This is a genomic window from Rhodococcus sp. IEGM 1366, assembly GCF_033142425.1.
Lineage (GTDB): Bacteria > Actinomycetota > Actinomycetes > Mycobacteriales > Mycobacteriaceae > Rhodococcus_F > Rhodococcus_F globerula.
The window spans coordinates 365,683-391,717 of record NZ_JAWLRZ010000008.1; the positions used below are offsets into that span (position 1 = coordinate 365,683).

24 protein-coding genes are annotated in these 26,035 nt (G+C 61.0%); 14 read left to right on the forward strand and 10 right to left on the reverse strand.

What is annotated here, in order from left to right:
* Position 1: 1 nt before the first annotated feature.
* The 5 genes from urtE to urtA are packed head-to-tail and all read right to left on the reverse strand — an operon-like array spanning position 2 to position 4,811.
* Positions 2-694, reverse strand: coding sequence for an urea ABC transporter ATP-binding subunit UrtE (gene urtE / locus R4P64_RS25250; protein WP_033235557.1), 693 nt, complete (start codon positions 692-694; stop codon positions 2-4).
* A gap of 3 nt (positions 695-697) precedes the next feature.
* On the reverse strand, positions 698-1,516 hold the full coding sequence (gene urtD / locus R4P64_RS25255; protein ID WP_033235556.1) for an urea ABC transporter ATP-binding protein UrtD: 819 nt from the start codon (positions 1,514-1,516) through the stop codon (positions 698-700).
* The gene (urtC, locus tag R4P64_RS25260) at positions 1,513-2,619 is read right to left on the reverse strand and encodes an urea ABC transporter permease subunit UrtC (protein WP_045063953.1); all 1,107 of its coding nucleotides are present in this window, start codon (positions 2,617-2,619) and stop codon (positions 1,513-1,515) included. Before urtC ends, urtD begins: the two co-directional genes overlap by 4 nt.
* Complete coding sequence (gene urtB / locus R4P64_RS25265) at positions 2,616-3,500, reverse strand: urea ABC transporter permease subunit UrtB (RefSeq protein WP_033235554.1); 885 nt, start codon at positions 3,498-3,500, stop codon at positions 2,616-2,618. Before urtB ends, urtC begins: the two co-directional genes overlap by 4 nt.
* Before the next feature lie 48 nt (positions 3,501-3,548).
* Positions 3,549-4,811, reverse strand: coding sequence for an urea ABC transporter substrate-binding protein (gene urtA / locus R4P64_RS25270; RefSeq protein WP_317823253.1), 1,263 nt, complete (start codon positions 4,809-4,811; stop codon positions 3,549-3,551).
* Positions 4,812-5,131: 320 nt separating this feature from the next.
* On the opposite strand from urtA, the gene R4P64_RS25275 reads away from it, so the two are divergent.
* From R4P64_RS25275 to R4P64_RS25315, 9 genes are all read left to right on the forward strand, one after another.
* Positions 5,132-5,875 (forward strand): TetR/AcrR family transcriptional regulator, encoded by a 744-nt coding sequence (locus R4P64_RS25275; RefSeq protein WP_317823154.1) that lies wholly within the window; start codon positions 5,132-5,134, stop codon positions 5,873-5,875.
* 116 nt (positions 5,876-5,991) lie between these two features.
* Complete coding sequence (locus R4P64_RS25280) at positions 5,992-7,176, forward strand: ABC transporter substrate-binding protein (protein WP_317823156.1); 1,185 nt, start codon at positions 5,992-5,994, stop codon at positions 7,174-7,176.
* Between the two features lie 15 nt (positions 7,177-7,191).
* Positions 7,192-8,067, forward strand: a complete 876-nt coding sequence (locus R4P64_RS25285; RefSeq protein ID WP_033235550.1) for a branched-chain amino acid ABC transporter permease — start codon at positions 7,192-7,194, stop codon at positions 8,065-8,067.
* Positions 8,067-9,071, forward strand: coding sequence for a branched-chain amino acid ABC transporter permease (locus tag R4P64_RS25290; RefSeq protein WP_317823158.1), 1,005 nt, complete (start codon positions 8,067-8,069; stop codon positions 9,069-9,071). The genes R4P64_RS25285 and R4P64_RS25290 overlap by 1 nt, the downstream gene beginning before the upstream one ends.
* Positions 9,068-9,862, forward strand: a complete 795-nt coding sequence (locus R4P64_RS25295) for an ABC transporter ATP-binding protein (protein WP_317823160.1) — start codon at positions 9,068-9,070, stop codon at positions 9,860-9,862. Before R4P64_RS25290 ends, R4P64_RS25295 begins: the two co-directional genes overlap by 4 nt.
* Positions 9,846-10,550, forward strand: a complete 705-nt coding sequence (locus R4P64_RS25300; protein ID WP_092802221.1) for an ABC transporter ATP-binding protein — start codon at positions 9,846-9,848, stop codon at positions 10,548-10,550. The genes R4P64_RS25295 and R4P64_RS25300 overlap by 17 nt, the downstream gene beginning before the upstream one ends.
* 9 nt (positions 10,551-10,559) lie before the next feature.
* Complete coding sequence (locus tag R4P64_RS25305; protein WP_411742708.1) at positions 10,560-12,206, forward strand: class I adenylate-forming enzyme family protein; 1,647 nt, start codon at positions 10,560-10,562, stop codon at positions 12,204-12,206.
* Positions 12,207-12,319: 113 nt separating this feature from the next.
* Positions 12,320-13,270, forward strand: coding sequence for an alpha/beta hydrolase (locus R4P64_RS25310; RefSeq protein ID WP_317823165.1), 951 nt, complete (start codon positions 12,320-12,322; stop codon positions 13,268-13,270).
* A 133-nt stretch (positions 13,271-13,403) separates the two neighbouring features.
* A complete protein-coding gene (locus R4P64_RS25315; protein WP_317823167.1) occupies positions 13,404-14,426 on the forward strand; it encodes an alpha/beta hydrolase in 1,023 nt (340 codons plus the stop codon).
* Positions 14,427-14,436: 10 nt separating this feature from the next.
* Here the strand turns inward: R4P64_RS25315 and ramB are convergent, their stop codons facing one another.
* The 3 genes from ramB to R4P64_RS25330 are packed head-to-tail and all read right to left on the reverse strand — an operon-like array spanning position 14,437 to position 17,481.
* On the reverse strand, positions 14,437-15,849 hold the full coding sequence (gene ramB, locus R4P64_RS25320; RefSeq protein ID WP_033235543.1) for an acetate metabolism transcriptional regulator RamB: 1,413 nt from the start codon (positions 15,847-15,849) through the stop codon (positions 14,437-14,439).
* Between the two features lie 56 nt (positions 15,850-15,905).
* Positions 15,906-17,165 carry a formamidase gene (gene fmdA / locus R4P64_RS25325; RefSeq protein WP_045063930.1) on the reverse strand — a complete coding sequence of 420 codons (1,260 nt, stop codon included), beginning with the start codon at positions 17,163-17,165 and terminating at the stop codon, positions 15,906-15,908.
* Between the two features lie 28 nt (positions 17,166-17,193).
* On the reverse strand, positions 17,194-17,481 hold the full coding sequence (locus R4P64_RS25330; RefSeq protein WP_072782287.1) for an FmdB family zinc ribbon protein: 288 nt from the start codon (positions 17,479-17,481) through the stop codon (positions 17,194-17,196).
* A 520-nt stretch (positions 17,482-18,001) separates the two neighbouring features.
* Here R4P64_RS25330 and aceA point away from each other — a divergent pair.
* The 4 genes from aceA (at position 18,002) to R4P64_RS25350 (ending at position 23,876) form a co-directional block, all read left to right on the forward strand.
* Positions 18,002-19,291, forward strand: a complete 1,290-nt coding sequence (gene aceA, locus R4P64_RS25335; protein WP_003941533.1) for an isocitrate lyase — start codon at positions 18,002-18,004, stop codon at positions 19,289-19,291.
* A gap of 185 nt (positions 19,292-19,476) precedes the next feature.
* A complete protein-coding gene (locus R4P64_RS25340; RefSeq protein WP_033235540.1) occupies positions 19,477-20,373 on the forward strand; it encodes a 3-hydroxybutyryl-CoA dehydrogenase in 897 nt (298 codons plus the stop codon).
* A gap of 90 nt (positions 20,374-20,463) precedes the next feature.
* A complete protein-coding gene (gene metE, locus R4P64_RS25345) occupies positions 20,464-22,770 on the forward strand; it encodes a 5-methyltetrahydropteroyltriglutamate--homocysteine S-methyltransferase (protein ID WP_317823170.1) in 2,307 nt (768 codons plus the stop codon).
* Positions 22,771-22,835: 65 nt separating this feature from the next.
* Positions 22,836-23,876: an NAD(P)-dependent alcohol dehydrogenase gene (locus R4P64_RS25350; protein WP_033235538.1), complete on the forward strand. Its 1,041-nt coding sequence runs from the start codon at positions 22,836-22,838 to the stop codon at positions 23,874-23,876.
* Between the two features lie 19 nt (positions 23,877-23,895).
* On the opposite strand, the gene R4P64_RS25355 is transcribed toward R4P64_RS25350, so the two are convergent.
* The gene (locus tag R4P64_RS25355; protein ID WP_033235537.1) at positions 23,896-24,708 is read right to left on the reverse strand and encodes a SigB/SigF/SigG family RNA polymerase sigma factor; all 813 of its coding nucleotides are present in this window, start codon (positions 24,706-24,708) and stop codon (positions 23,896-23,898) included.
* Positions 24,705-25,136: an ATP-binding protein gene (locus R4P64_RS25360; protein WP_033235536.1), complete on the reverse strand. Its 432-nt coding sequence runs from the start codon at positions 25,134-25,136 to the stop codon at positions 24,705-24,707. The genes R4P64_RS25355 and R4P64_RS25360 overlap by 4 nt, the downstream gene beginning before the upstream one ends.
* A 379-nt stretch (positions 25,137-25,515) precedes the next feature.
* Between R4P64_RS25360 and R4P64_RS34040 the strand changes: the two genes are divergently transcribed.
* Positions 25,516-26,031, forward strand: a complete 516-nt coding sequence (locus tag R4P64_RS34040; protein WP_336882190.1) for an STAS domain-containing protein — start codon at positions 25,516-25,518, stop codon at positions 26,029-26,031.
* Positions 26,032-26,035: the final 4 nt, after the last annotated feature.

Genomic DNA, 26,035 nt, shown 5'->3' on the forward strand with positions numbered 1-26,035 from the left:
GTCAGATGGCCATCGCTCGTCGGACGGCATCGGTGGATGTGGTGCCTCCCTCTCCGGTCGACGTCACATGACCGGCCGCGAGAACGCTGTAGTGCTGCGCTGACTGGAGCGCAAACCCGATGTGCTGTTCGACCAGGAGGACTCCGAGATCGCCGCGATTGGTGAGGTCGATGATGGTGCGTTCGATCTCGGCGACGACGTTGGGTTGGATGCCTTCGGTGGGTTCGTCGAGGATCAGAATTTTCGGTTCGGTGATGAGGGCGCGGGCGATGGCGAGTTGCTGTCGCTGCCCACCCGACAGCAAGCCGGCCCGGCGGTCGAGCAGTGTGGTCAGCGCGGGAAACATATCCAATGCTTCTGCAATCAGCGCCTTTCCGCGTTTGCGGCCGTCCGCGACAACCTGAAGGTTCTCGGCCGTGGTGAGTTGGCCGAAGGATTGTTGTCCTTGGGGGACATAGGCGAGGCCGCGGGTGACGCGGGCGCTCGGGCGCAGTGTCGTGATGTCTTCGCCGTTCAGGAGGATCGTTCCACTGGTCGGTTTGATCAACCCGACAGCGGCTCGGAGCAACGTCGTCTTTCCGGCGCCGTTGTGGCCCATGACGGCGGCGACACCGTTGCCCGGAACGGTGAGCGAGATTCCGTGGATGACCTCGGTGCGTCCGTATCCGGCGCGGACGTCCTTGATTTCAAGCATGATTCACTCCTCGCCGTGAGGCACAGCCGCAGCGGTGCCGAGGTAGACCTCTTGGACTTTGGGATCGGCCTGAACCTGCGCGACAGTTCCTTCCGCAAGAACCTTGCCTGCTGCGAGGACGGTGACCGAGGTGGCAAATGCTCGCATGAAGTCCATGTCGTGCTCGACGACAACCACGGTGCGCGCACCACCGATACGACGCAGGAGGTTGCCGGTTTCCTCGCGTTCTTCCAGGCTCATTCCGGCGACGGGTTCGTCGAGCAGAAGTACCGAACAGTTCTGTACCAGAAGCATTCCGATCTCGAGCCACTGCTTCTGCCCGTGCGCGAGGATTCCGGCGGGTGTATCGCGTAGAGCTTCGAGTCCGGTGGTTTCGAGGGCTTCCTCGATCTCGGGGAGAACGGATTTGCGGGTGCGCAGCAACTCCCACGGGGAGCGGCCCGCACCGGCAGCGATGTCCAGGTTTTGCAGAACGGAGAGTTCTTCGAAGACGCTGGCGGTCTGGAAGGTGCGCCCGACCCCGAGGCGGGCGATCTTGTGAACCTTCTTGCCCAGCAACTGTTCACCGGACTTGGTGATCGAACCCGTCGCCGGTACCAGTCCGGTGATGGCGTCGACAAGGGTGGTCTTCCCGGCGCCGTTGGGGCCGATCAGAAAGCGAAGGTCACCCTGCATCAGTGTCAGGTCCACACTGTCGACGGCCTTGAATCCGTCGAAGCTGACACTCAAGTTCCGCACTTCCAGGTATTCGGAAGACATTCCGGCATTGCCGCCCAATACGGGGTTCGGTGCGCTTGTGTCGGTTGTACCGGTGCTGGTCATACGGACACCTCCACAGTTTCCGGTTCGCTGATTTTCGGTGTTTCGGGGGTGGTTTTTTCACGCTTGCGGCGGTGGCGCAGGAGCGCAAAGAGTCCGGCGACTCCGGCGGGGAAGAACCCGACGACAACGATGAACATCAGACCCTGGGCATAGATCCAGCCGGACGGCATCTTCTCGGAGAAGGCCGACTGAGCCCAGGCAACACCGATGGCACCGAGCACGGGGCCGAGAAGCGTTGCGCGGCCGCCGATCGCCACGCCGATGAGGAAGGCGATGGAGGGAACGATTCCGACGTCGGCGGGGGAAATGATGCCGACGATGGGCACGAACAACGCTCCGGCGATACCGGCCAGGAATGCGGCGGTGACGTAGGCGACCAGCTTGATGTTGGCAGGGTCGTACCCGAGGAAGCGCACGCGCTCTTCCTGATCTCGCACTGCGACAAGCAGTTCACCGTAGCGTGAGTTCATCAGTTGCCGGATCAGGGCGACGGAGGCGAGGAGCACTCCGGAGGCGATGAAGAACAGCATCTGCTTGTTGGCGGGGTCGTTGAGGTTGAAGCCGAAGAACGTGCGGAAACGGTTGAGTCCGTTGCTGCCGCCGATGGTTTGCTGACCGATCAGCAGGATGGCGAATGCCGCGGCGAGAGCTTGCGAGAGGATCGCGAAGTATGCGCCCTTGACGCGTCGTTTGAAGACGCCGAGTCCGAGGAGAAACGCGACGGTCGCGGGCAGGAACAGTACCGCGAAGATCGCGACGAACGGGGAGGCAAACGGCTGCCAGTAACCGGGCAGTTCGGTCTTGCCGGCGATCGCCATGAAATCGGGTACCGCGTCACCTTTGAGTTCGGCGTCGGCGATCTTGAGGTGCATTGCCATGACGTAGGCGCCGATGCCGAAGAACACACCTTGGCCGAGGGTGAGCATTCCACCTCTGCCCCAGGCGAGTCCGATGCCTACTGCGACGATCGCGAAGCACAGGAACTTTCCCAGCAGGGAGAGTCGGAAGTCGGAGAGCACGGCTGGGGCAAGTCCGAACAGGATGATCGCGGCGACGGCGAATCCGCCCCAGACCCGGATTCGGGGATTGGTCAGGACGCTCATACGAGGCTCCTTGTCTTGACTGCAAACAGTCCCTGGGGACGCACTTGGAGGAAGACGACGATGATGACGAACAAGATGACCTTGGCAATCGATGCGGTGGTGGAGTACTCGATGAAGGAGTTCAGGATGCCGAGTGCAAACGCGGCGATCACTGCGCCCTTCATCTGTCCGAGTCCGCCGACGACCACAACCAGGAACGCGTCGATCAGATACGACTGCCCGATGGTCGGGCTGGTGGAACCGATCAGGGTCAGGGCGACACCGGCAACGCCGGCGAGTCCGGATCCGAGGAAGAAGGTGGTGATATCGGTACGGCGGGAGGATATTCCGCTGGTCTCGGCCAGATCTCGGTTCTGGACTACGGCGCGGATGCGCCTACCCATCGACGACTGCTTGAGTGCCAGAGACAATGCGATCACTGCCGCGATTGCCAGCACCAGAATGAAGATGCGGGTTTTCGGAACTACGGCGCCGAGGATGTCGACACCACCCGAAAGCCAGGACGGTGCGGTGGTGTTGACGGCAGGCGCACCGAAGATGTCGCGCGCCAACTGCTGAAGGATCAGTCCGACGCCGAACGTCACCAACAACGTGTCGAGCGGGCGGTGGTACATCCGTGACACCAGAAGCACTTCCAGGGCCACACCCATCAATCCGCCGACGATGAAACCGACCAGTAGAGAGATGATCAACGAACCGGTTGCATTGGAGATTACCTGCTGCACAACGTAGGCCGTGTACGAGCCGGCCATGATGAACTCGCCGTGGGCCATGTTGATGACACCCATTTGGCCAAACGTGAGCGATAGTCCCAATGCAGCCAACAACAGAATCGAGCCGATGCTCAAACCTGTGAACAGCTGTCCGATCACAACATCCATGACAGACGTTCCACCTCTCTACCAGTCGGTTTCATTGCGGTCAGGTTGTTACTTGCTGGCGCCGAGACCCGAGGCCCACGGGTAGCTCTCGAGGTACGGGTCGGGCTCGATCGGCTGACCGGAATCCCAGACGGTGTAGATCAGTCCGTCGCTTCGGATTTCGCCGATGCGGGCGGTCTTGGTGATGTGATGGTTGTCGCCGTCTATGGTGACGAGGCCTTCGGGGGCTTCGAAGGTGACGCCGTCGGCGTTGTCCTGAATATCCTTGACAGCAAAGGAATTGGCCTTCTCGGCCGTGTTCTTCCACAGGTACACCGAGGTGTATGCAGCTTCCATGGGGTCGGACGTCGGCTTGTTCTGGCCGTACTTCGCCTTGTATGCCGCGACGAACTTGTTGTTCTCCGGGGTGTCGATGGTCTGGTAGTAGTTCCAGGCCGTCAGCTGTCCTTCGACGTTCTGCACGCCGATGCCGCCGACCTCTTCCTCTGCGATGGACACCGAGACAACAGGCATGTCGGCCGGCTTCAGCCCCACATTGGTGTACTCGCGGAAGAACGCGACGTTCGAATCGCCGTTGAGCGTGTTGAATACGGCGTCGGCGTCGGCCGTGCGGACCTTGTTGACGATGGTGGAGAAGTCGGTCGAACCGAGCGGCGTGTAGTCCTCGCCCTTGATCTCGATACCGTTGGCTGCCGCGTACGCCTTGATGATGCGATTGGCGGTCTGTGGGAAGACGTAGTCACTTCCGACCAGGTAGAGGGACTTGACGCCCTTTTCCTTCAGGTAGTCCAGTGCCGGGATGATCTGCTGATTGGTTGTAGCGCCGGTGTAGAAGATGTTCTTGGAATCCTCGAGGCCCTCGTACTGAACGGGGTAGTAGAGGAGCGAATTGTTGTCTTCGAAGACCGGGAGCATGGCCTTACGGCTCGACGACGTCCAACCGCCGAAAACTGCTGCGACACAGTCGCTGCTGATGAGCTTCTCCGCCTTTTCTGCGAATACCGTCGGCTCGGATGCGCCGTCCTCGGCGACGATCTGAACCTTTTTGCCCAAAACGCCACCGGCGTCGTTGATCTCCTGAACTGCGAGTGCAATCGAATCGCGCACTGTCACTTCACTGATGGCCATGGTGCCGGACAACGAGTTGAGTGAACCGACCTTGATCGTGTCGCCGGAGGTGTCGACGCACGATGCTGCCGTGGTGTCACCCGACGTCGTATCAGAGGCTTTGCTTCCGCAACCGGTGAGTACCAAACCCAGAGCTGCAAGAGCTGCCGGAGCGGCGAGGGTGCGCTTCGAGAAGGTTCGCATAGACGGGCCTTTCGTCTTCATGACTTCAGTACCTGCTTTTCGCCGACGTGCAAACAGGGGCGTGGCTACAGGTACATGGCTTCGGGGAACGGACTACCGGATGTGATGTATCCGGCTCGCGTATACGGCGTTGTATTCGTCGATGCGGATGAGCGTAGGGAGAACTTGTTTCTGAAAGAAATAGACTCGATCACCATCGTGTGTCCGATATGTCGGTTGGATGAACGAGTGCTCACTCCGCAGGTCAGAGCAGGCTCGGTGTTAGCATCCTCGATATTCGATCAAGCATTCGCTTGACGATTGATGAGGGGATTAGACCAGTGCGTTCGACCCGACGGGAAGAGATACTCACTCACGCGGCAAAATTGTTCAGCGAGCGTGGTATCGCGGCAACGACGGTGCGAGATATCGCCGACGAGGTCGGAATTCTGTCCGGAAGCCTCTATCACTACTTCGAATCCAAGGACGCGATGGCGCACGAAATAGTCGTGCGTTTCCTCGAAGATCTCAACATCAGATACGAGGACTCGATCGAACCTGGTGGATCAGCTCGCGACCGGTTGGCGTCCATGGTCGAGGTCTCGTTCAATACCGCGCTCGACCACCCGTACGCCACCGAGGTCTATCAAGGCGAAGCGATCCTGTCGTCCCAGCCTTCCGACGCGCCGATCACCGTTGCGGTTCAGAAGGCGCAGGCCTACTGGCGCACGGCAATTGCGAGTGGGATTGCAGACGGGGAGTTTCGCGAAGACATCGATCCTGAACAGTTTCATCGGTTGATGCGGGAGTCGGTGTGGTCGACGGTGGCTCAATACCGTTCACAGTTGGCCGAGCTGGCGCCCGAACTGCAGCGGAATTTGATCCTTGTGTTTCTCGACGGTTTTGCCCGCCGCGGAGACGGTTCCACAGCGCTCGCTCGGGTGAAGGTCAAGACTGACGATGTCGACGTTGCACCGCCGGTCGGTGAGGTTGCCGAACTGCGTTCGGACGTCGACGAGTTGAAGTCGGTGATCCGCGATCTGAGCACCGCGATTCGCGATCTGCAGGCCGAACAACGGGGCTGATCGCTCCCTGTTACGGCGATTTTGACTATCTATGTGACCCAGTGCATACTTCTGCCCAGCGTCGTGAATCAAGCGCTTGTTTGATTTACCAAATATCGTTTGGACAGGAGTGGGATGTGAGACTCGGGAAGGCAATAGCCTTAGCCGCGGCAGTCGTGCTCGGGGCAGGTGCGTGTGCATCTGCTGGAGTCATTCCGGACAACGAGATCGTGATCGGGCTGGACGAGGATTCGACGGGCCCCGGTGCGTCGTACAGCACCATCGCGGGCAAGACGGTCCGCCTCAGCGTCGACTTGATCAACCAGGCAGGTGGGATCAACGGCAAGCCCGTCCGCCTGGTTGTCGAGAATGACGAGAGCAGTCCCACCAAGACGCCGTCGATCATTCGTAAGTTGGTCGATCAGGGCGCAAGTGCCGTCATTCTGGCGACCGGCAGCGGCTCGGTCCTGCAGGCGAAGTCGATTCTCGAGCAGTCGAAGATCCCGGCGATTGCCCCCGTTGTCCTCAGCGACGCGTTTGCTTCCCCTCCTGGCAACGACTATTCGTTCATGATTCCCAACTCGCTCAAGCAATATGCCGAGGTGTATTGCGGAGCGTTCGAGAAGCTGGGCTACCGCTCACTCGGAATCCTCGGTGATGCAAGCGCTTCCATCGACGGCATCATCAAGACGCTGCGTCCGGCGCTGGAGAAGTGCGCAACGGTCACTGCCGTCGAGAAGGCTCCGGTAGACGCCGCGGACCTCACGGCGCAGGTGTCGCGACTCGCGGAAACGAAGCCTGACGCCATTCTTGTGGCCAGCATCGGTGGGCACTTCGAGATTCTGGCGCACAACACACTTTCGAAGATCGTTCCCGAGACGCAGCGTTTCTCACTGGCCTCCATCGGAAACCAGCCGGCGTCGTGGGCTTTGGCCGATCCGAAGGCCCTGAGTGGCATGGTCTACATGGGATCGCTCAGTGCCGACAATGCGCGAACTGCGGAATTGACCGAGAAGGTCCGGGCGGTCAAGGGCGCCGACTATCAGTTGACCGCCTACGACGCGCAATCGTACGACGCGGTCATGATGCTGGCGAAGGCCATCGAGATTGCCGGTGATCATCAGGACCGGACCGCCGTTCGTGATGCACTCCAGCAGGTTTCGGGTCTTCCCTCCAGTTTCGGCCAGGACGATTTGACACTGTCCTTCAGCCCGGACGACCACTTGGCCCCGGACAGCCTGTGCGGACTGGTGCTCATCGAATTCGGTGACGACAACAAGCCCGCGCATCCGTGGGATTCCTATCAGCCCCCGTGCGGATAACCGAGGAGCTTTGACATGACAGACGCACAACTCTGGCTTGCAGCCATCGAGATCGGTGCTTTCTTCTCGTTGATCGCCCTGGGGATGTACCTCGTGGTGGTCGGCGCGGATTTCTTCAACTTCGCGATGGGTCCGTACGCCATGGCAGCGGCTATGGCGAGCAGTTGGATCGCGGTCAATCACGGGTTGGCGCTGTGGTTGGCCATGCCACTGGGAATTGCTGTTGCAGTGGCGCTTTCGGTGTTGACCGAAAAGCTGGTGGTGAAGCAGGTGCAGAAGCGTTCGGGGCGTGGTGAGCTGCCGGCCTTGGTAGCCGTGACGGCGGTGCTCTTCGGTATTCAGCAGCTTGCGGGAACCGTATTCGGGCGTACGCCGTTGCCGGGGCAGAAGATCTTCGACTTCGATCCGATCACCGTTGGCGGCGCAACGCTCGACAGCGCGACTGTAGTTCTGATCGTGGCGACTGCGCTGGTGTTCATCGGAATCGGACTGTGGCTGAACAGGTCTACCGCCGGCCGGTTGCTGCGCGCCGTGGGCGACAACCCTGAGGCAGCACGGGTACTTGGCTTGCCGGTCGACCGTGTTCGATTGATTGCCTTCACACTCGCGGGCGTCATCGCCGCGATCGCCGGACTGTTGTTCGCTCCCAAAGCCGGCGTGCAGTTCACCAGTGGATTGTCCTGGACGCTCACCGCATTCATCGCGCTGGTCATCGGCGGTACCGGGCGTAGCTGGGCACCGCTGATCGGCGGAATGTTGCTGGGCATCGTCCAGGTATTCGCGCCGTACTACTTCGGTGCCAGCGCCGCACAGACCGCGATCCTCCTGATCGCTCTGGTCTTCTTTGCCTTCCGCCCGGAAGGTCTGCTCTCGAGAAAGGTGCGCGTCTGATGGGTGCGATAACCACACCTCGCGCGATCAGGTCGCGAGCGCGGCTCGGCAACGTGTCGCGAGAAGCCCTGATTACGGTGACAGTTGTTGCCGTACTTCTCCTGTGGATGGGGCCGAGCCTGTACCGGCAGGACCTTATCTTCCTGGCCGCGACGTACTCGCTGATTGCGCTGGGGATGTATGTTCCCTTCGTTCTGGCAGGTTCCCTGTCGATGGCCTACAGCGCCTATGCGGCGATCGGGGCTTACGCGGTTGCCTTGATGTCGGTGAAGACCGGGATGTCGATGTGGTGGGGGTGGCTCATCGGCGCTCTGGTCGCGGCGTGTGTGGCAGTGCTGCTCAGTCTTGCCACGCAGAAGCTTTCCGGGTTCTACCTCGCCGCTGTGACTCTGCTGTTCGGAATTGCCTTCGAGCACTGGCTCATCGACGGACCGAGTTTCACCGGCGGTTCGGCGGGAATCTCGGGCGTCGCGGCTCTCACGATGTTCGGCTGGGAAACACCTCGTTATGCGTTGGTCGTTTTCGCGATTCTGTTCGTCTGCGTCATCGCCGTTGCGGTCGATCGACTGCGGAAGTCCGTGTGGGGCCTGATGTTGCAAGCTTCGCGGGACAATCGGAACGTCGCCAGGGCATCCGGTGTCAACCCGATGCATCTGACCGTCGTGGCACTGGCTATCGGCGCGGCAATCGCGTCGACCGGGGGATCGCTCTTCACCGTCTCGGTTCAAGCGGTGACGCCGGAAACCTTCACCCTCAGCATCGTCTTCCTTGCCATCTTCATGCCGATCATCGGTGGCCGCGGTTCCGCGTGGGGTGCACCGCTCGGCGCTCTCATCGTGGTGATCGTGACACTCAACATGCCCGGCTATCAGGGCAGTGGTGAACTCTTGCTGGCGGGTGCGGTTCTGGTCATCCTGATCGTCGCGCCTGGCGGCGTGATCGGTTGGTCTCGCGCGTTGATCAACCGTCTGACTGCTACCTACCAGGAGCGTGATTCCCGATGACCGATCCGTTGCTCGAGGTTCGTGGGCTCCACAAGTCCTACGGCGGTGTGCGTGCCGTCGACGACGTGTCGTTCAGCGTCGGTCGCGGTGAGGTGATCGGTCTGGTCGGACCGAACGGCGCAGGCAAGACAACACTCGTCGACTGCATCTTCGGTACCCAACAAGCCGATTCCGGAACGATCACGCTGGCCGGTAAGTCCCTGAGCGGCCCGTCGGAACGTCGTGCCAGGCAGGGGCTCTCGCGGACGTTCCAGCATCCGCAGTTGGCACTCGAACTCAATGCCGTCGACAACATCATCCCGGGACTGTACGGGCACCGGATCACCTCGCCGCTGCGCTCGCTGTGGTGGGCGATCAAGGGGCCGTTCGAGAACTGGGACAGAGCGTCGGACCAGGCTTCGGCGCTCGCGCGGGAGTATTCGATCAGCGACACCGAAAGCGCGTGCGGGGATCTGAGTCTGGGAGCGCAGCGGTTGGTCGAGGTTGCGCGTGCGATGGCTACCGGTCCGGAAGTGCTGCTCCTGGACGAACCGTTTGCAGGCGCGGATCACGACGGCATCGACGCTATTTCGGGCGCTGTCCGTTCCATTGCCGCGCAGGGCAAGGGTGTTGTTCTCGTCGATCACAACGTCGACCTCATCGCAGAACTTGCGACAACGGTTGTCCTGCTGAACTTCGGCGGCGTCGCGTTTTACGGTCCGCCGCAGGACTGCCTGTCCAGCGACGCGATGCGTGAGGTGTATTTCGGTTCCGACGACGAAGAGGGTGTGAGCAATGCTCGAGGTCGATAAGGTCACTGTCCGTTACGGATCGGCCATCGCGGTACGCGACGTCAGCTTCGTCGCTGCCCCCGGTCAGGTCACCGCGCTGGTCGGACCCAACGGTGCGGGCAAGACTTCTCTGATGGGTGCGATCTACGGTTCCGTACCGGCGTCCGGCCGGATAACCGTCGATGGCCGCAGTGTCGAGAAGATGTCGGCGCTCGAACGCGCACGCAGCGGTTTTGCTTATGTTCCGCAGGGACGGCAGTTGTTCATGCGCATGTCGGTCCGCGAAAATCTACGCGTGGGTGCCGATCTTCTAGGTCTGAACGCGGACGCAGTGGATTCGGCTTTTGCGCGCTTTCCCATTCTGAAGGACCGCGCCGAAAGTTTTGCCGGGGTACTCAGTGGTGGTGAGCAGCAGATGCTGGTTCTGGGCCGGGCGTTGCTGGCAAAACCGTCGTTGCTGCTTCTCGACGAGATGATGACCGGTCTCGCGCCCAAGATCGTGGCTGAATTACGCACGCTTGTAGGACAACTGGCATCGGAAGGGGTTACGGTGATTGTGGCCGAGCCCGCTTTGTCAGCATTGAAGGCGGTCGTGGACCGTGGGTACGTGATGCAACGCGGCGAGATTGTGCGCGAATGCGATTCCGCCGCTTCGCTGGATGCTGCTTACAAATTGTCGATGGGCGTGCACAGCGCCGAGGGGAGATGAATGACGATCATGCAGGAACCCACAACGTTGGACGTGGCAATCGGCGAGTTTGCCCTCGATCCGGATCGATTTTCCGGCGTCAGCATCAGTGAAATAGTCCGTCACTGGTCGGAGACCATTCCGGACCGCACGGCCTTCATCACCCCGACTTCGCGAATTTCGTGGGCGCAGTACGACGCGGCCGCGGACGCCATTGCGTCGGCACTCGAACTTTCCAGTGAGGGATACGGGCATGTAGCGGTGCTGCTTCCGGACACCATGGTCTTCCACGCCGCGCTGTGTGCCGCGTACCGGACCGGCCGGGTGGCCGTGGGAATCGGGTCGCGATCCGGGCTCCGCGAGATCTCGCATCTGATCGAACGTTCCGACGCCACAGTTCTGGTGACGACGCGATCTTTGCGCGGCGTCGACACCACGGAGTTGATCTCACAACTGCGACAGGCGCATCCCACCCTCGACGTGGTGTTTGCCGACGACACCGGAGCCGTGAGTTTCGAACGGGCCGCCGCGGTGGGAGGTGTTGTCTCTCTTCCCGTGCCGAAGCGGGTTTTCGAGGCCTCGAGCCCGACCTTCTCGACGGCTGCCGTGTCCATGCTGAACTCGACGTCCGGTACGACCGGACTTCCGAAGCTGGTGACTCAGACGGAAGATCGGTGGGTTGCATTCTCCGAGATCGGCGCAGAGGCAGCTGATGTCGGACCGGAAGAAGTCTTCCTCGGGGCGGTTCCGGCTCCCTTCGGTTTCGGCCTGTGGACGTCGCATTTCCTGCCCGCGTTGCTCGGCGCCCCCAACGTGGTCATGGAGCGATTCGACGTCGCGGTGATGATCGATCTCATCGAACGCGAAGGCGTCACCGTGTTGAACTGTGTGAGTACACAATTCAAGATGCTGTTGCGATCCGACGCCGCTGCGAGCGCAAACCTCGATACGTTGCGCGTCATGTTTACCGGGGGAGAGGCGGTTCCGTACTCGGAGGCGCTGGCATTCGAGGAACGAACCGGAGCAGCAGTGCTGCAATTCTACGGTTCCAACGAAACCGGAGCAGTCTCCGTCACCACCGTCGAAGACGACTCCGATACCAGGCTGCGTACCTGTGGTCACGTCATCGACCGGATGCAGGTTCGGGTGTTCGACGACGCCGCAACAGAAGTGGTCGGATCCATGCGCCGCGGGCAACCGGCGGTCAACGGACCGTTGATGTGTCAGGGCTACTGGGGCGACGTCGACGCCAACAACGAGCTGTACACCGAAGACGGCTGGATGCTGCTCGGCGACATCGTCGAAATCGACGAGGACGGTCGCGTCCGCGTTGTGGGTCGTAAGGCCGACATCATCATTCGCGGTGGCAAGAACATCTCCGCCGTCGAAGTCGAGGAATACGTCCGTGCGCACCCGCTGGTGGATTTGGTTGCCGCGGTCGGCGTCGACGACGCTCTGTTCGGGGAAAAGGTGTGCGCCGTTGTCGTGACCACGGACAGTGAGGCACTGTCCGCGGCAGAGCTCACCGAGTGGATGCGTGAGCAGGGCATCACTCGCGAATACATTCCGGAGTATGTGATGACGCTGGCGGAGTTGCCTATGGCAGCCGGCGGAAAGGTTGCCAAAGGCGCCGTCAAGGAACTTGTGCGCGAGAAACTGGCTGAGGCGATCTGTTGATCCGGCGGCTTCGACGGTGTCGGGTTAGTCTGATTCGGACCTAGTGCCGAGCTGTCAGGACTCCGATGCCATATCGACTCAGGACACCGATGTCCCATCGACTCAGGACACCGATGTCCCATCGACTCAGGACTCTGCTTCGCAGCCCGAAGCCCGGCGCGCTGATTGTGCGCTGGGTCTTCGGCCGTGACGCAGCAAAGGTCACCGACAAGCTGCGCAAACACGCGCCGGGAGGCGTCGACGCCATTCGGGATCAGTACTATCGCACCGATGATTCCGACGCCCGACTGGACGTGTATTTCCCGGCTGGTACGCAGACCGCGCTCCCCACAGTGGTGTGGACACACGGCGGTGCCTGGATTTCCGGCACCAAGTCCAACAACGCCACGTACTACGAGTTACTTGCCTCGCGCGGTTTCACCGTGGTGTCGCTGGACTACTCCATCGGACCGGAGCATCGTTATCCGACGGCGATCGGTCAGCTCAACGACGCACACGCGTACATCCTCGCGAACGCCGAGAGGTTGCACGTCGATCCGTCGAAGATATTTCTGGCCGGTGATTCGGCAGGTGCTCAGTTGTCGAGCCAATTGGCAACGATCATCACCAATCCGGAGTACGCGGACCTTGTCTGTGTGAAGCCGGCCTTGCATCCGGATCAACTGCGCGGAGTTGTGCTGAACTGCGGAATCTACGATGTTGCGAACATGGTAGGTGGCCCCGGCATCATCGGCTGGGGTGTCGATCGCTCGCTGTGGGCCTATACCGGTGATCGCCTTTTTGTCGATAGCACAGCGGCGCAACAGATGTCGACGCTCCATCACGTCACGGCCGATTTCCCGCCCGCCTACATCAGTGGCGGCAATGCCGACCCGCTGACAGATCGTCAGTCGAAACCTTTGGCCGACAAGCTGACTGGATTCGGCGTCAAGGTGGACACGTTGTTCTTTCCGGAAGATCACGAGCCGCCGCTCGGACATGAGTACCAGTTCAACCTCGATGGTGCAGACGGTGTGGTGGCGTTCGAGCGCACCGTGGATTTCCTGTCGGCGCGGGTTGATTGATCGTATCCCCTTGTTCTGCTTGAGAATTTGACAATCCCGGCAATCTGGTCGTCGATAATTGACAGGCAATTCCCAGGAACCGCATCTCCGCTAGCCTTGTGCCCGATGCTGTTTCCGACGCCCAGGAGTTGCCGTGCCCAAGTCGTCCACACGTCGATCGCCCAGGTGGGTGCTCGGCCTGTTGAGCGCGGTGTTCACGCTGATGATTATCGGCGGATTGGCGACGTACTTCAGCCCATGGCCGGGGACGTTGGCAATGCGGTGGATGGCGGAAGGAAGTGCAGATTCGGTTTCTGCGACGCTGTCGGAGTTGGCTCCGTCCGGCGTCGAGACGCGTACCGATGTGACCTACCGCGACGGCGATCCGGATGCCCTACTCGACGTCTACTTCCCGGATTCGGCGTCGGCAGCGCTGCCAACACTCATCTGGACTCATGGTGGTAGTTGGATCTACGGCGACAAGGAAGATTACTCGGGCTACTACAAGAGTCTTGCCGGCCAAGGGTTCACGGTCATCTCCCTGGACTACTCTCTGGGCCCGGACGCGACGTACCCGACAGTGCTCCGTCAACTGAACGACGCCTATCGGTACATCACCGACAATGCGGAGCAGTTGCACGTGGATCCGAACGCACTCTTCCTCGGCGGCGATTCTGCGGGCGGCCAGATCTCGAGCCAGATCGCTGCAATGATCACCGACCCGGTCTACGCCGCCGAAGTCGGAGTCACGCCGAGCCTGTCGCCGCAGCAGGTCCGGGGCGTCGTCCTGGACTGTGGCGTCTTCGATATGTACGAATTCCTCGATCCCGACGGCAGATTCGGGTGGACGGCAGACCGCGAATCCGTTTGGGCCTACACCGGGACCAAGGACTTCGAGAACTCACCGGCGGTCAGGCAGATGTCGACGATAAACATCGTCACATCGGCTTTCCCCCCGACCTTCATCACCGGCGGCAATGCTGACGAACTGACCGCCGGCCAGTCGAAACCGTTTGCGGACACACTTATTCGCCTGGGTGTCGACGTCGACGCGCTCTTCTACCCGGATGACTACGAACCGGCGCTCGAACACGAGTACCAGTTCGATCTGGATACTCCCGACGGGCAGACCGCGTTCGATCGCACGGTCGCATTCCTGCGTGCGCATTCGCAGTAGCGTCGAGCCTCTATCGAATTACATACGGCGAGATCGAGCTTCGATGCTCGCTGATGTCCAAGGCCTTGCCCAATGGAGGGAAAGCGCGCTGGGGGCAGTTCAAGCGTTCGCACACCCGGCAACCCGAACCGATCGGTGTGCCGGGATTGGACTCGTCCAAGTCCAAGCCGTCGCCGTAGACGAGACGGTGGGCATGGCGGATTTCGCAGCCCAATCCGATGGCAAAGATCTTCTGAGGCTGGCCGTACCTCGCGGCCCGACGCTCGACTGTCCGCGCCACCCACAGGTACCGTCTGCCGTCAGGCATCTGGGCGATCTGCGGCATGATCTTGCCCGGGTAGGAGAAGGTTTCGTACACATTCCACAGGGGGCAGGTGCCGCCGCTGGTGGAAAAGTGAAAGCCGGTGGCGGACTGACGCTTCGACATGTTTCCGGCGCGGTCGACGCGGACGAACATGAACGGGACACCGCGCAGTTTCGGTCTCTGCAACGTCGACAGTCGGTGGCAGATCGTTTCGTAGCTGGCAGAGTAGAACGCTGACATACGTTCGATGTCGTACCGGAAATCTTCGGCCACATCGTGAAACTGTCCGTAAGGGAGGACGGTAGCCGCGGCGAAGTAGTTGGCCAGCCCGAGGCGAGCCAGCGACACCGATTCCTCGCTGGTGAAGTTGCCTTCGGCGACGAGGGAGTCGAGTAGGTCGTTGTGTTCGAGGTAAGCGAGCTCGGTGGCGAACTTGAATACCTGCTGACCACCGGAGAGGTGCGACGAGATCTCGAGGACCCGGTTCACGGGGTCGTACCGATGCAGAATGTTCTCGCCGAGGTCGATTCGGCGAACGATCTGCACGTCGTGAATCGTTTCCAGACGGCGAGCGATTTCGCCCGCGATGTCGCCACGGTGGAAACGCAGGCGTGACGTCAGTTCTTCCGCGGCAGTGTCAAGATCGTGGATGTAGTTCTGCCGTTGGTAGAAGTAGTCGCGGACTTCCTCGTGGGGCATCGTGATGGAACCACTGCCGCTGCCGTCCGAAAAGCGATCCTCGGTGGCCGCGGCCAGCTGCGCCGTGGTGTTGCGGAAGCGGCGGTGCATGTTGACCATCGCCTTCGCCAACCCCGGATGGCTCGACACCATCTCGGCGATCTCGTGCGCGTCGGCGTCGATCCCCATTTCCTGATCGAGAGCCACCTCGCGCATTTCGGCGATCAGTCGAGTGTCGTCCTGCGACGAGAAGAAGGTGGTGTCGACACCGAACACCTCGCTGATCCGCAGCAGGACCGGCACCGTCAGCGGGCGGACGTCGTGCTCGATCTGGTTGAGGTAACTTGCCGATATTTCGAGCGTCTTTGCCAACGACGCCTGGCTCAGCCCACGCTCGGTACGCAGTTGGCGGAGCCGGACACCGACGAAGGTTTTCGACATTCAGCCAGGATACGAGGGGTGTAGGAAGTTCGCAAACTTGTGTTTGCAGACTTAACCTAGGCTTTGTTCTCCGCACGCGGAGCACCCATGCCGGGATCGATCTGGAACGGACCGTTCGCAGACGGGGCAAGTGGGAAGTCGAAGATCGCGGTCGGGAGATACACCGTCGAGCAGGAGTTCGGAATATCGACGACGCCGGAGAGCCGGCCTTCGATCGGCGCGGCGCCGAGTAGCAGATATGCCTGCTCCGGTGCGTAGCCGAACTTCGTGAGGTATTCGATCGCGTGCAGGCAGGCGCGCTGGTAAGACAGATGGGAGTCGAGATACTTCTGCTCACCGTCCAGCGTCACGGATGTGCCCGAGAATGCCAGCCACTCGGAGTACTGCGGATCTGTGTTGCCCGGCATGAAGATCGCATTCTCGGATACCCCGTAGGTGTCCATGCCGCCTTTGATGATGTCGACGCGCAGATCGATGAAGCCGCCCATCTCGATGGCGCCGCAGAAGGTGATCTCACCGTCGCCTTGGGAGAAGTGCAGGTCGCCGACGGACAGGTTCGCTCCGTCGACAAATACGGGGTAGAAGATTCGGCTGCCCTTGGTCAGGTTCTTGATGTCCTGGTTGCCGCCGTTCTCGCGCGGGGGAGCTGTGCGGGCAGCCTCGCCGGCAACACGCGTGTAGTCGTCGCCGGTGAGGGTGCCGAGTACGGCGTCACGGGGCTCGGGTGGAAGTGCCAGCGGGGGAACGCGATTGGGATCGGTGGCAATCAATGCACCTTCGCGGGCATTCCACTTGGCGAGCAATGCCGCTGACGGCGCAGTGCCCATGAGTCCCGGGTGCACGATGCCGGTGAACGACACGTGTGGGATATGGCGCGACGTAGCGGTCTGTCCCGAGAAATCCCATACCGCTTTGTATGCGTCGGGGAACTGCTCGGTGAGGAATCCGCCGCCGTTGTTACGCGGGAAGATGCCGGTGTACCCCCAGCCCTGGCCGGCCAACGGTCCCGAATCTTCTTGGGGGATAGGGCCGATGTCGAGAATGTCGACGATCAGGAGGTCGCCGGGCTTTGCCCCTTCGACGGCAAACGGGCCGGAAAGCGTGTGCACGGTGGTGAGGGGCGCATTGAGGATGTCGTCCGCGGAGTCGTCGTTGTGAATGGCACCGTCGAACCACTCGCGGCAGTGAACACGGAACGCATCGCCCGGCTTCACCGTGACTGCGGCCGGAATATCAGGGTGCCAGCGGTTATGGCCGACGATGGCCTGCTCGGTGAACTTCTTGGTGGAATCGAGGGGGAACAGCAACTCCGGCATGTGAACTCCTCATCATCGAAGGTGATACTCAGGGGCGAGGTAGCTTGCGGTGCAACGGATTAGACGTAGTCGGGGTGACGGTGCGGCGAGTGCCCGGTAGTGAGCCGTTGACTACTGCCGGCTCATGGGCGGATCGCGCAGTGGCGTCGAGTAGTCCCATCGCGGCAGAGGATGCGTGACTCAATCTCGGTGTGGACATCACGCGTCGGGAATCGGCGGAGCATTGTGGGCACACAATCGACGAGGGAACCTCGGCCATCGCAAACGACCGTTCGAGCGGTCCGCAGCCGGTGCAGCGAAACTCGTACAGGGGCATGGCCGTCACGCTAGTGGAGGTTGGCGTCGGCGGCAGCGGAACGACGAGCCCAGGTGCACACAAGTGTGCGAAATCAGGCCGAAGCGCACGTTTCGAGGCAACTTGTGTGCAATAAATCCCGCCTGCACACGGTGAATCTGCGAATTCCACCCAGACGGGCGTGATTGCGATCACTTCGAGTCACAAAATGTTGCTGGGAGTGATGCTGGAGTTGCCCATCGGCGGCGCGCTTGCGTCGTCGCAGTAGGTTGCGTGCATTTCGTTCACAGCCTGCAGTTTCTTGCTACCGGCCAGTAGGAAACCTGCCCGATTGGCGAGGTTTGAACCCCTCTCGATCTTCACAGTCTTAGCAAAGTGTGTTGAAAAGCTAGCGAAGATTGGCATTAGCAACAGGTAGACGGCACTTTTTCGATGTGCCATTCTCGATGAGTACACAAAAAGGGCCTGGCAAGGATGTGAAGCAGTACGCACGTACCGCTCACAACGGGCCGGACCAGTAGATCAAAGAGATGGAGTCTTGATGTCGACCACCGGCACCCCGAAGACCGCAGCAGAGCTTCAGCAGGATTGGGACACCAACCCTCGCTGGAAGGGCGTAACTCGTAACTACACGGCCGATCAGGTCGTCAAGCTCCAGGGCACCGTCGTCGAGGAGCAGACCCTCGCTCGCCGCGGATCCGAGATCCTCTGGGATCTCGTGAACAACGAGGACTACATCAACTCCCTCGGTGCACTTACCGGCAACATGGCTGTGCAGCAGGTTCGCGCCGGCCTCAAGGCCATCTACCTCTCCGGCTGGCAGGTTGCCGGCGACGCTAACCTCTCGGGCCACACGTACCCGGACCAGAGCCTCTACCCGGCCAACTCGGTTCCGACCGTCGTTCGTCGCATCAACAACGCACTGCTGCGCGCCGACGAGATCGCCAAGACCGAGGGTGACACCTCCGTCAGCAACTGGCTCGCTCCGATCGTTGCCGACGCCGAAGCCGGCTTCGGTGGCGCTCTCAACGCTTACGAGCTGCAGAAGGCCATGATCGGCGCCGGCGCAGCAGGCGTCCACTGGGAGGATCAGCTCGCTTCGGAGAAGAAGTGCGGCCACCTCGGCGGCAAGGTGCTCATCCCCACGCAGCAGCACATCCGCACCCTGACCTCGGCTCGTCTGGCTTCCGATGTCGCGGACGTTCCGTCCGTCATCATCGCCCGCACCGACGCTGAGGCCGCAACCCTCATCACCTCCGACGTGGACGAGCGCGACCGCCCGTTCCTCGACGGAACCCGTACGGCTGAAGGCTTCTACGGCGTCAAGAACGGCATCGAGCCCTGCATCGCTCGCGCCAAGGCTTACGCACCGTACGCAGACCTCATCTGGATGGAGACCGGCGTGCCGGACCTCGAGGTTGCAAAGAAGTTCGCCGAGTCCGTTCGCAGCGAATTCCCGGACCAGCTCCTGGCCTACAACTGCTCCCCGTCCTTCAACTGGAAGGCACACCTGGACGACGCGACCATCGCGAAGTTCCAGAAGGAGCTCGGCGCGATGGGCTTCAAGTTCCAGTTCATCACGCTCGCAGGCTTCCACTCGCTCAACTACGGCATGTTCGACCTGGCCTACGGCTACGCCCGTGAAGGTATGACGGCATTCGTCGACCTGCAGGAGCGCGAGTTCAAGGCTGCCGAAGAGCGTGGCTTCACCGCCATCAAGCACCAGCGTGAGGTTGGCGCCGGCTACTTCGACACCATCGCCACCACGGTTGACCCCAACACCTCGACGGCAGCTCTCAAGGGCTCCACCGAAGAGGGACAGTTCCACTAAGAACTGACATCGGGTGGGGGAGAGGCTCGGCTTCGGGTCTCTCCCCTGCTTGTATCACCGCACTACTTCTCTTTCGTCTTCAAAGCAGTTCCGATTGCGCCGGCCATCAGCGTCGACGCGGTTCGAAGTGCTTCCACAGCTACACCTCCACCAGACAAACTCCACGAGACAAACAAGGAGCTGACGTGACCAGCGAAAAAATTCAGCGCGTCGGCGTTATCGGCGCCGGAATCATGGGTGCCGGAATCGCCGAGGTGTGCGCCCGCGCACATGTCGATGTTCTGGTCTTCGAGCAGACTCGCGAGCTTGCAGCAGCCGGGCGTTCACGCATCCTGCGTTCGCTCGACCGCGGCGTGAGCAGCGGAAAGATCACAGAACGTGAGCGTGAGCAGGCCGCATGGCGTCTGCGTTTCACCTCCGATCTGGGAGATTTCGCGGACCGCCAGCTCGTTGTGGAGGCCGTCGTCGAAGACGAGAAGATCAAGAGCGAAATCTTTGCCGAGCTCGACGCGGTCGTGACGGATCCGGATGCGGTTCTCGCGTCCAACACGTCGTCGATCCCGATCATGAAGCTGGGTATCTCGACCAAGCGTCCCGAGCGAGTCATCGGTATGCACTTCTTCAACCCGGTGCCGGTTCTGCCGCTCGTCGAACTGGTGACGACGCTCAAGACCAGCTCCACGGTGTCGCAGCGCGCCGAGGCTTTTGCCAGTGACGTCCTTGGCAAGCAGGTTGTCCGCAGTGCCGACCGCTCCGGCTTTGTCGTCAACGCACTCCTGGTGCCGTACCTGCTCTCGGCCATCCGCATGGTCGAGTCGGGCTTCGCCACCAAGGAAGACATCGACAAGGCAACGGTTCTCGGCCTCGCGCACCCCATGGGTCCGCTGGCTCTGACGGACCTGGTCGGACTCGACACCGTAAAGTCCATCGCCGACTCCATGTACGAAGAGTTCAAGGAGCCGCTGTACTCCGCCCCGCCGCTGCTCCTCCGTATGGTCGAGGCCGGTCTGACGGGTAAGAAGTCCGGCGCAGGGTTCTACGAGTACACCGACAACGGTCGTTCCGCCAAGCAGGCAAGCTAAGGCCAATGGCCCTGTGCGCCTTTCTGGTAGTTCCGGCTACCACAAAGGCGCACAGGGCGCTTGCGCCCCTCGGTTAGAAAGGTCGACCGCATGTCCAGCAGCACTGCAGCATTCGGCTCCAGCGTCCTGGGGTACCCGCGCATCGGGCCGCGGCGGGAGCTCAAGCGTGCCCTCGAGTCCTACTGGCACGGCAATTCCGACAAGGACGCACTTCTCGCGGTTGCCAAGGAACTTCAGGAATCGACCTGGAGCGAATTGGCTGCAACGGGATTGAGCCAGGTTCCCGGCAATACCTTCTCGTTCTACGATCACGTTCTCGACAACGCCTTGCTGTTCGGCGCCGTGCCCGAGCGGTTCAAGCCGCTCGAAAGCGCTTTGGACCCACTCGATTTCTACTTCACGATGGCGCGTGGACGTCCCGACTTCCCGCCCCTCGAGTTGGTCCGGTTCTTCGGCACCAACTACTACTACCGTCAGCCCGAGATCGACGCCGCCACCGAGTTCTCACTCCACTCGGAGGCGTTGCTCGACGAATTCGAGCGCGCCAAGGAACGAGGCATCGAACTGCGTCCCGTGATCATGGGACCGGTGTCGTTGCTTCTGCTCTCCAAGGTGGGGCCGGCAACCGAAGCGGTCGACGCCGATTTCGCGCCGCTCGATCGACTCGACGATCTACTTCCCGTGTACGAGAAGCTGTTCGAGCAGTTGGCCAAGGCCGGCGCAACGTGCGTTCAGCTGGACGAGCCTTCGGTGACGGAGGATCGCTCGGCAGAAGAGCTCGATGCGCTCAAGCGGGCGTACGAGAAGCTGTCCACCGCGCCGCTGCGTCCGCGTCTGCTGGTCACAGGACCGTACGGCAAGTTCGGCGAGGCTCTGAACATCCTGGCTGCCACCAAGATCGAGGCATTCGGACTGGACCTCGTGCACGGCCGGATCACGGCCGAAGAACTGGCTGCGGTTCCCCATATCAAGCGCAAGCGGATCTACGCGGGTGTAGTCGACGGCCGAAACGTCTGGCGAGTCGATCGTTTCAACACCTTGACGTACCTCAACGAGCTCAAGGACGTTGTCCCGGATCTTGTTGTCTCCACGTCGTCTTCGCTGCTGCACGTGCCGTACGACGTGCTCTCCGAGTACGACATCCCGGGAGACGTCGCGGATCGTCTGGCCTTTGCCAAGCAGAAGGTCGGCGAGGTCGTGACACTTGCGAAGGCCCTCGCCGAAGGTCCGTCGGACAAGTGGCGCAAGCGTCCGACAAAGGTGCACTTCAAGCTCAAGCACGCCGTGCGAGCTCGGGTCAACGCAGTCAAGCCCGAAGATCGTATCCGCGCTCCGTACGAAGAGCGTCGTAAGGCTCAGCAGGAACGGTTGAACCTGCCCTTGGTGCCGGCTCAGACATTGGGCTCGTTCCCGCAGACCAACGAAATCCGCCAGGCACGTTACGAACTCGGCGAGGGTCGGTTGGAGTGGGACGACTACTACAAGCGCATCCAGGAAGAGATCGAACGCACCATCCGCCTGCAAGAGGACATCGGACTCGACGTCCTCGTGCACGGTGAGCACGAGCGCAACGACATGGTCCAGTACTTCGCCGAACTGCTCGAAGGGTATGCCTTCACGCACAATGGTTGGGTGCAGGCCTACGGATCTCGTTGCACGCGTCCGCCGATTCTTTACGGAGACATCGCGCGTCCGAAGCCGATGACGGTCGAATGGATTGCGTACGCGCAGTCGCTGACCGACAAGCCGGTCAAGGGCATGCTCACCGGACCGGTCACCATGATCGCCCGTTCTTTCGTCCGTCAGGATCAGCCGCTCTACGAAACGGCAGAGCAACTGGCCCTTGTCATTCGGGACGAAATTGCAGATCTCGAAGCGGCCGGCATCGCCATCATCCAGGTGGACGAGCCTGCAATTCGTGAACTGCTGCCGCTACGTGAGGACGGCCGGGAGGCCTACCTGGAGTGGGCCGTCGACGCGTTCCGTCTGGCAACAGGTGGAGCGAAGCCGGAAACACAGATCCACACGCATCTGACGTACTCCGCTCGGTCGTCGGTGGTCGACGCCATCGAACGGTTGGACGCCGATGTGACGGCTATCGTCGCGACCCGCTCCATCACGTGGGTGCTCGACGCACTGAAGGAAGGCGCGCTCACACACGGCGTCGGACCCGGTGTGTACGAGTCCCGTTCGGCGAGGATCCCGGATATCGACGAACTCGACGAATTGCTCACGGAGGCAAGCGAATCGATTTCTCTCGATCGTTTGTGGGCAAACCCGGACGGTGGGCTCAAGACCCGCCATCCGTGGCAGCTCGAGCCGTCACTGCGCAACTTGGTTGCGGCGGCGAGACGACTGCGTCGCCGGGCCGAGAACGCTCAGGATACCGACAACTAGACAAATCGGTACAAGAAGGGACCTGCAATTTGCAGGTCCCTTCTTGCGCGAGTAGGCATGTACCCATGGTTACTGCTGCTGCTTACGCCGCTATGTCCGCTGACGGTCCTCTGGAGAAGACCACCATCGAACGACGCGAGCTCGGTCCACTGGACATTCTCATCGACATCAAGTTTGCCGGAATCTGCCACTCCGACATCCACTCCGCCCGAAATGAGTGGGGCGGAACAAAATACCCGGTTGTCCCGGGCCACGAAATCGCGGGTGTAGTTGCCGCGATCGGCTCCGAGGTGACGACGCACAAGGTCGGCGACCGCGTGGGTGTCGGTTGTTTTGTCGACTCCTGCGGGGAATGTGACATGTGCGTCGCCGGTGAGGAGCAGTACTGCCGCACCGGAGTGACCGGCACTTACAACGCCAAGGGTCGCGACGGCGAGCGCACCCAAGGTGGGTATGCGACGTCCATCGTCGTCAACGAACACTTTGTTCTTTCGATCCCCGACGGCATCGAACTCGATGTCGCGGCGCCACTTCTGTGTGCAGGTATCACGTTGTACTCGCCGCTACGGCACTGGAAAACCGGACCGGGCACGAAGGTTGCGATCATCGGCTTCGGTGGTCTCGGCCATGTCGGTGTGAAGATCGCCAAAGCGATGGGGGCCGAGGTCACTGTCCTGAGTCAATCACTGAGCAAGCAGGACGACGGTCTGCGTTTCGGTGCGGATCACTACTACGCCACCAAGGACCCCGGAACGTTCAAGGCATTGCGTGGACAGTTCGATCTGATTCTCAACACCGTGTCGGTCAACCTCGACATCGACGCGTACATGTCGTTGCTCGCACTCAATGGAACCTTGGTCGAATTGGGATTACCGGAGAAGCCGATCGAGGTGCGCGCGTTCTCGCTTGCCGCGAACCGTCGTAGCCTGGCCGGCAGCATGGTCGGCGGCATTCCGCAGACGCAGGAGATGCTGAACTTCTGCGCCGAACACGGAATCGGAGCCGAGATCGAACTCATTCCGGCAAGTGAGATCAACGTCGCTTACGATCGCGTGGTCGCAAGCGACGTCCGTTACAGATTTGTCATCGACACGGCCACAATCTGATCGCGGTCGCTACTGCGGGTTAGTCGAGTTGCTCGCGAAGGCTACTGAGAGTCTTCGCGAGCAACCGCGACACATGCATCTGCGATACCCCGACCTTCTCGGCGATCTGCGTCTGCGTGAGATTGCCGAAGAACCGCAGCATCAACACGGTCCTTTCCCGGTCAGGTAGCTTCTCCAGCAGTGGCCGCAGAGCTTCGTGATTTTCGACATTTTCGAGAGCTGCGTCGTAATCGCCGAGAGTTTCCACCAGGGGTAGATCGTCGGTGTGGTTGGACGCAGCGCCGTCGACCGACACTGTTTGATAAGCGTTTCCGGCGATGAGCGCTTGGGCTACTTCTTCGCGTTCGACACCCAGCGTCGCCGCAAGTTCGTCGACGGTCGGAGCGTGCCCCAACTGCTGTGACAGCTCGCTGATCGCCTGGCCGAGTTGGAAGTGCAATTCCTTCATGCGGCGAGGAACGCGGACCGCCCAGCCGGTGTCCCGGAAGTGTCGACGGACTTCTCCCATGACAGTGGGGACGGCAAACGATACGAAGTCCGATCCACGACTGACATCGAACCGGTCGACCGCGTTGACCAGACCCAGCCGTGCGACCTGAACAAGGTCGTCATGTGCCTCGCCGCGGCCGTCGAAGCGCCGGGCAATGTGCTCGGCCAGCGGCAGGCAGCGCGTGATGAGCGCGGCCCGCACTCGCTCGTACTCGACTCCGTGACGATCGAGGGTGTCCAACTTCTCGAAAACGGCTATGACGTCTCGATACTCGTCTGTCGACCGACGACGCGGCCGCGGTGGGCCATGCTCGGGCGATGCCCCGCGAGCGGACGATGTCACTGGCGCCTGCCGTCGGCTTTGGTGAACTTCATAGTCGTGATGTACCCGGCGCCATTCGGATCTTCTTCTTGATCAAGGGAAATCGAGTCGGTGAGGGCGGTGAGGACGTGCCACCCGAAGGATCGCTGGTCGGCACCGTCGGACTCAGCTGTCGTGGTCGCGACCGAAATATGTAATTGGGACGCCGCGTAGACAAATCGGCACACCAGTACAGAATCGGGGAGAGCTCGGACGATGAGATGCGTACAGATCTCATCCATGGCCAGCCTGATGTCGGCGATGGCGTCGAGGTCGAAGCTCTCCTGAATCGCGACGGTCGCAGCGAGCGCCCGCAATATCGACAGTTGGTCAAGGGTTGCCCGGATTCTCAACTCGACGACGGGTTGAGTGCGATCCTGATCGGGTTCGATTGCGCTGAGATGTGGCATGAGTTCTCCGGATCGTCGTACCAGGTGCCGGCCCCGGACGCTGGTGCGGTGAACCATACCGACCGATACGATCACAGACACCCCTATACAGAAAATATCTACGCCGGTGCGCAGACGCTTAATGGGGATTACCTCCAAAGGGTGCAGTTCAAACCACAACTTTGCGCAACCTCGACCACCAGCTCGTGACGTGCGACCGAACCGAACGCTCACACCGCGCTTGTGACCTCCGTCATCTCGGGGTACTGTTCCTAACCGAGGTTGAGCACACAGCCGATGAGGGATTATCCATTATTTATGGGGCCCGATATCGCGTGCGCCCCTGGTGGATGTCCCCCGTTTCTTTGCACAGTGTATGCCGTTGCGGGATGGGAGAACCATGACTGTTGTTCCAAAATCATCTGTTCCAGGATCGCCTCTTTCCGGGCCGTCCGTCTCTGGATCGTCTGTCCCTGGGAAGGCGAACGTAGGTTCGAAACCGGGCTTTTCGTACGCAGGTCGAGGTTCGCTCGACTACGGTCCGCCGCCATCGACGACGTCGACCGCCTCGTTTCGCGCGAACAAGGTCAGTGCCTCTACGGTCGTGATTTCGGTTCGCGGTGAAATCGACTTGTTGAGCGTCAACGCATTCCGTGATTATCTGTCCAGCCAGGTTGTGCCGGGTCGGACCCTGGTTGTCGACATGTCGGATCTCGAATTCATGGGTATGTGCGGGTTGTCGTCGTTGTCGATCCTTGCCACGCTCACCCGGGATGCCGGCGGTGCTCTTGCCTTGATCTGTGGTCGACCGGTTCAGCGTCTCCTCAGAGCCGCCGGCCAGGAATCCATGTTCGACTGCTACACCTCGTTGGAGCACGCAGTCGGCCTCGGCGAAACCAAACGTTTCCTTGCCTGAAAGC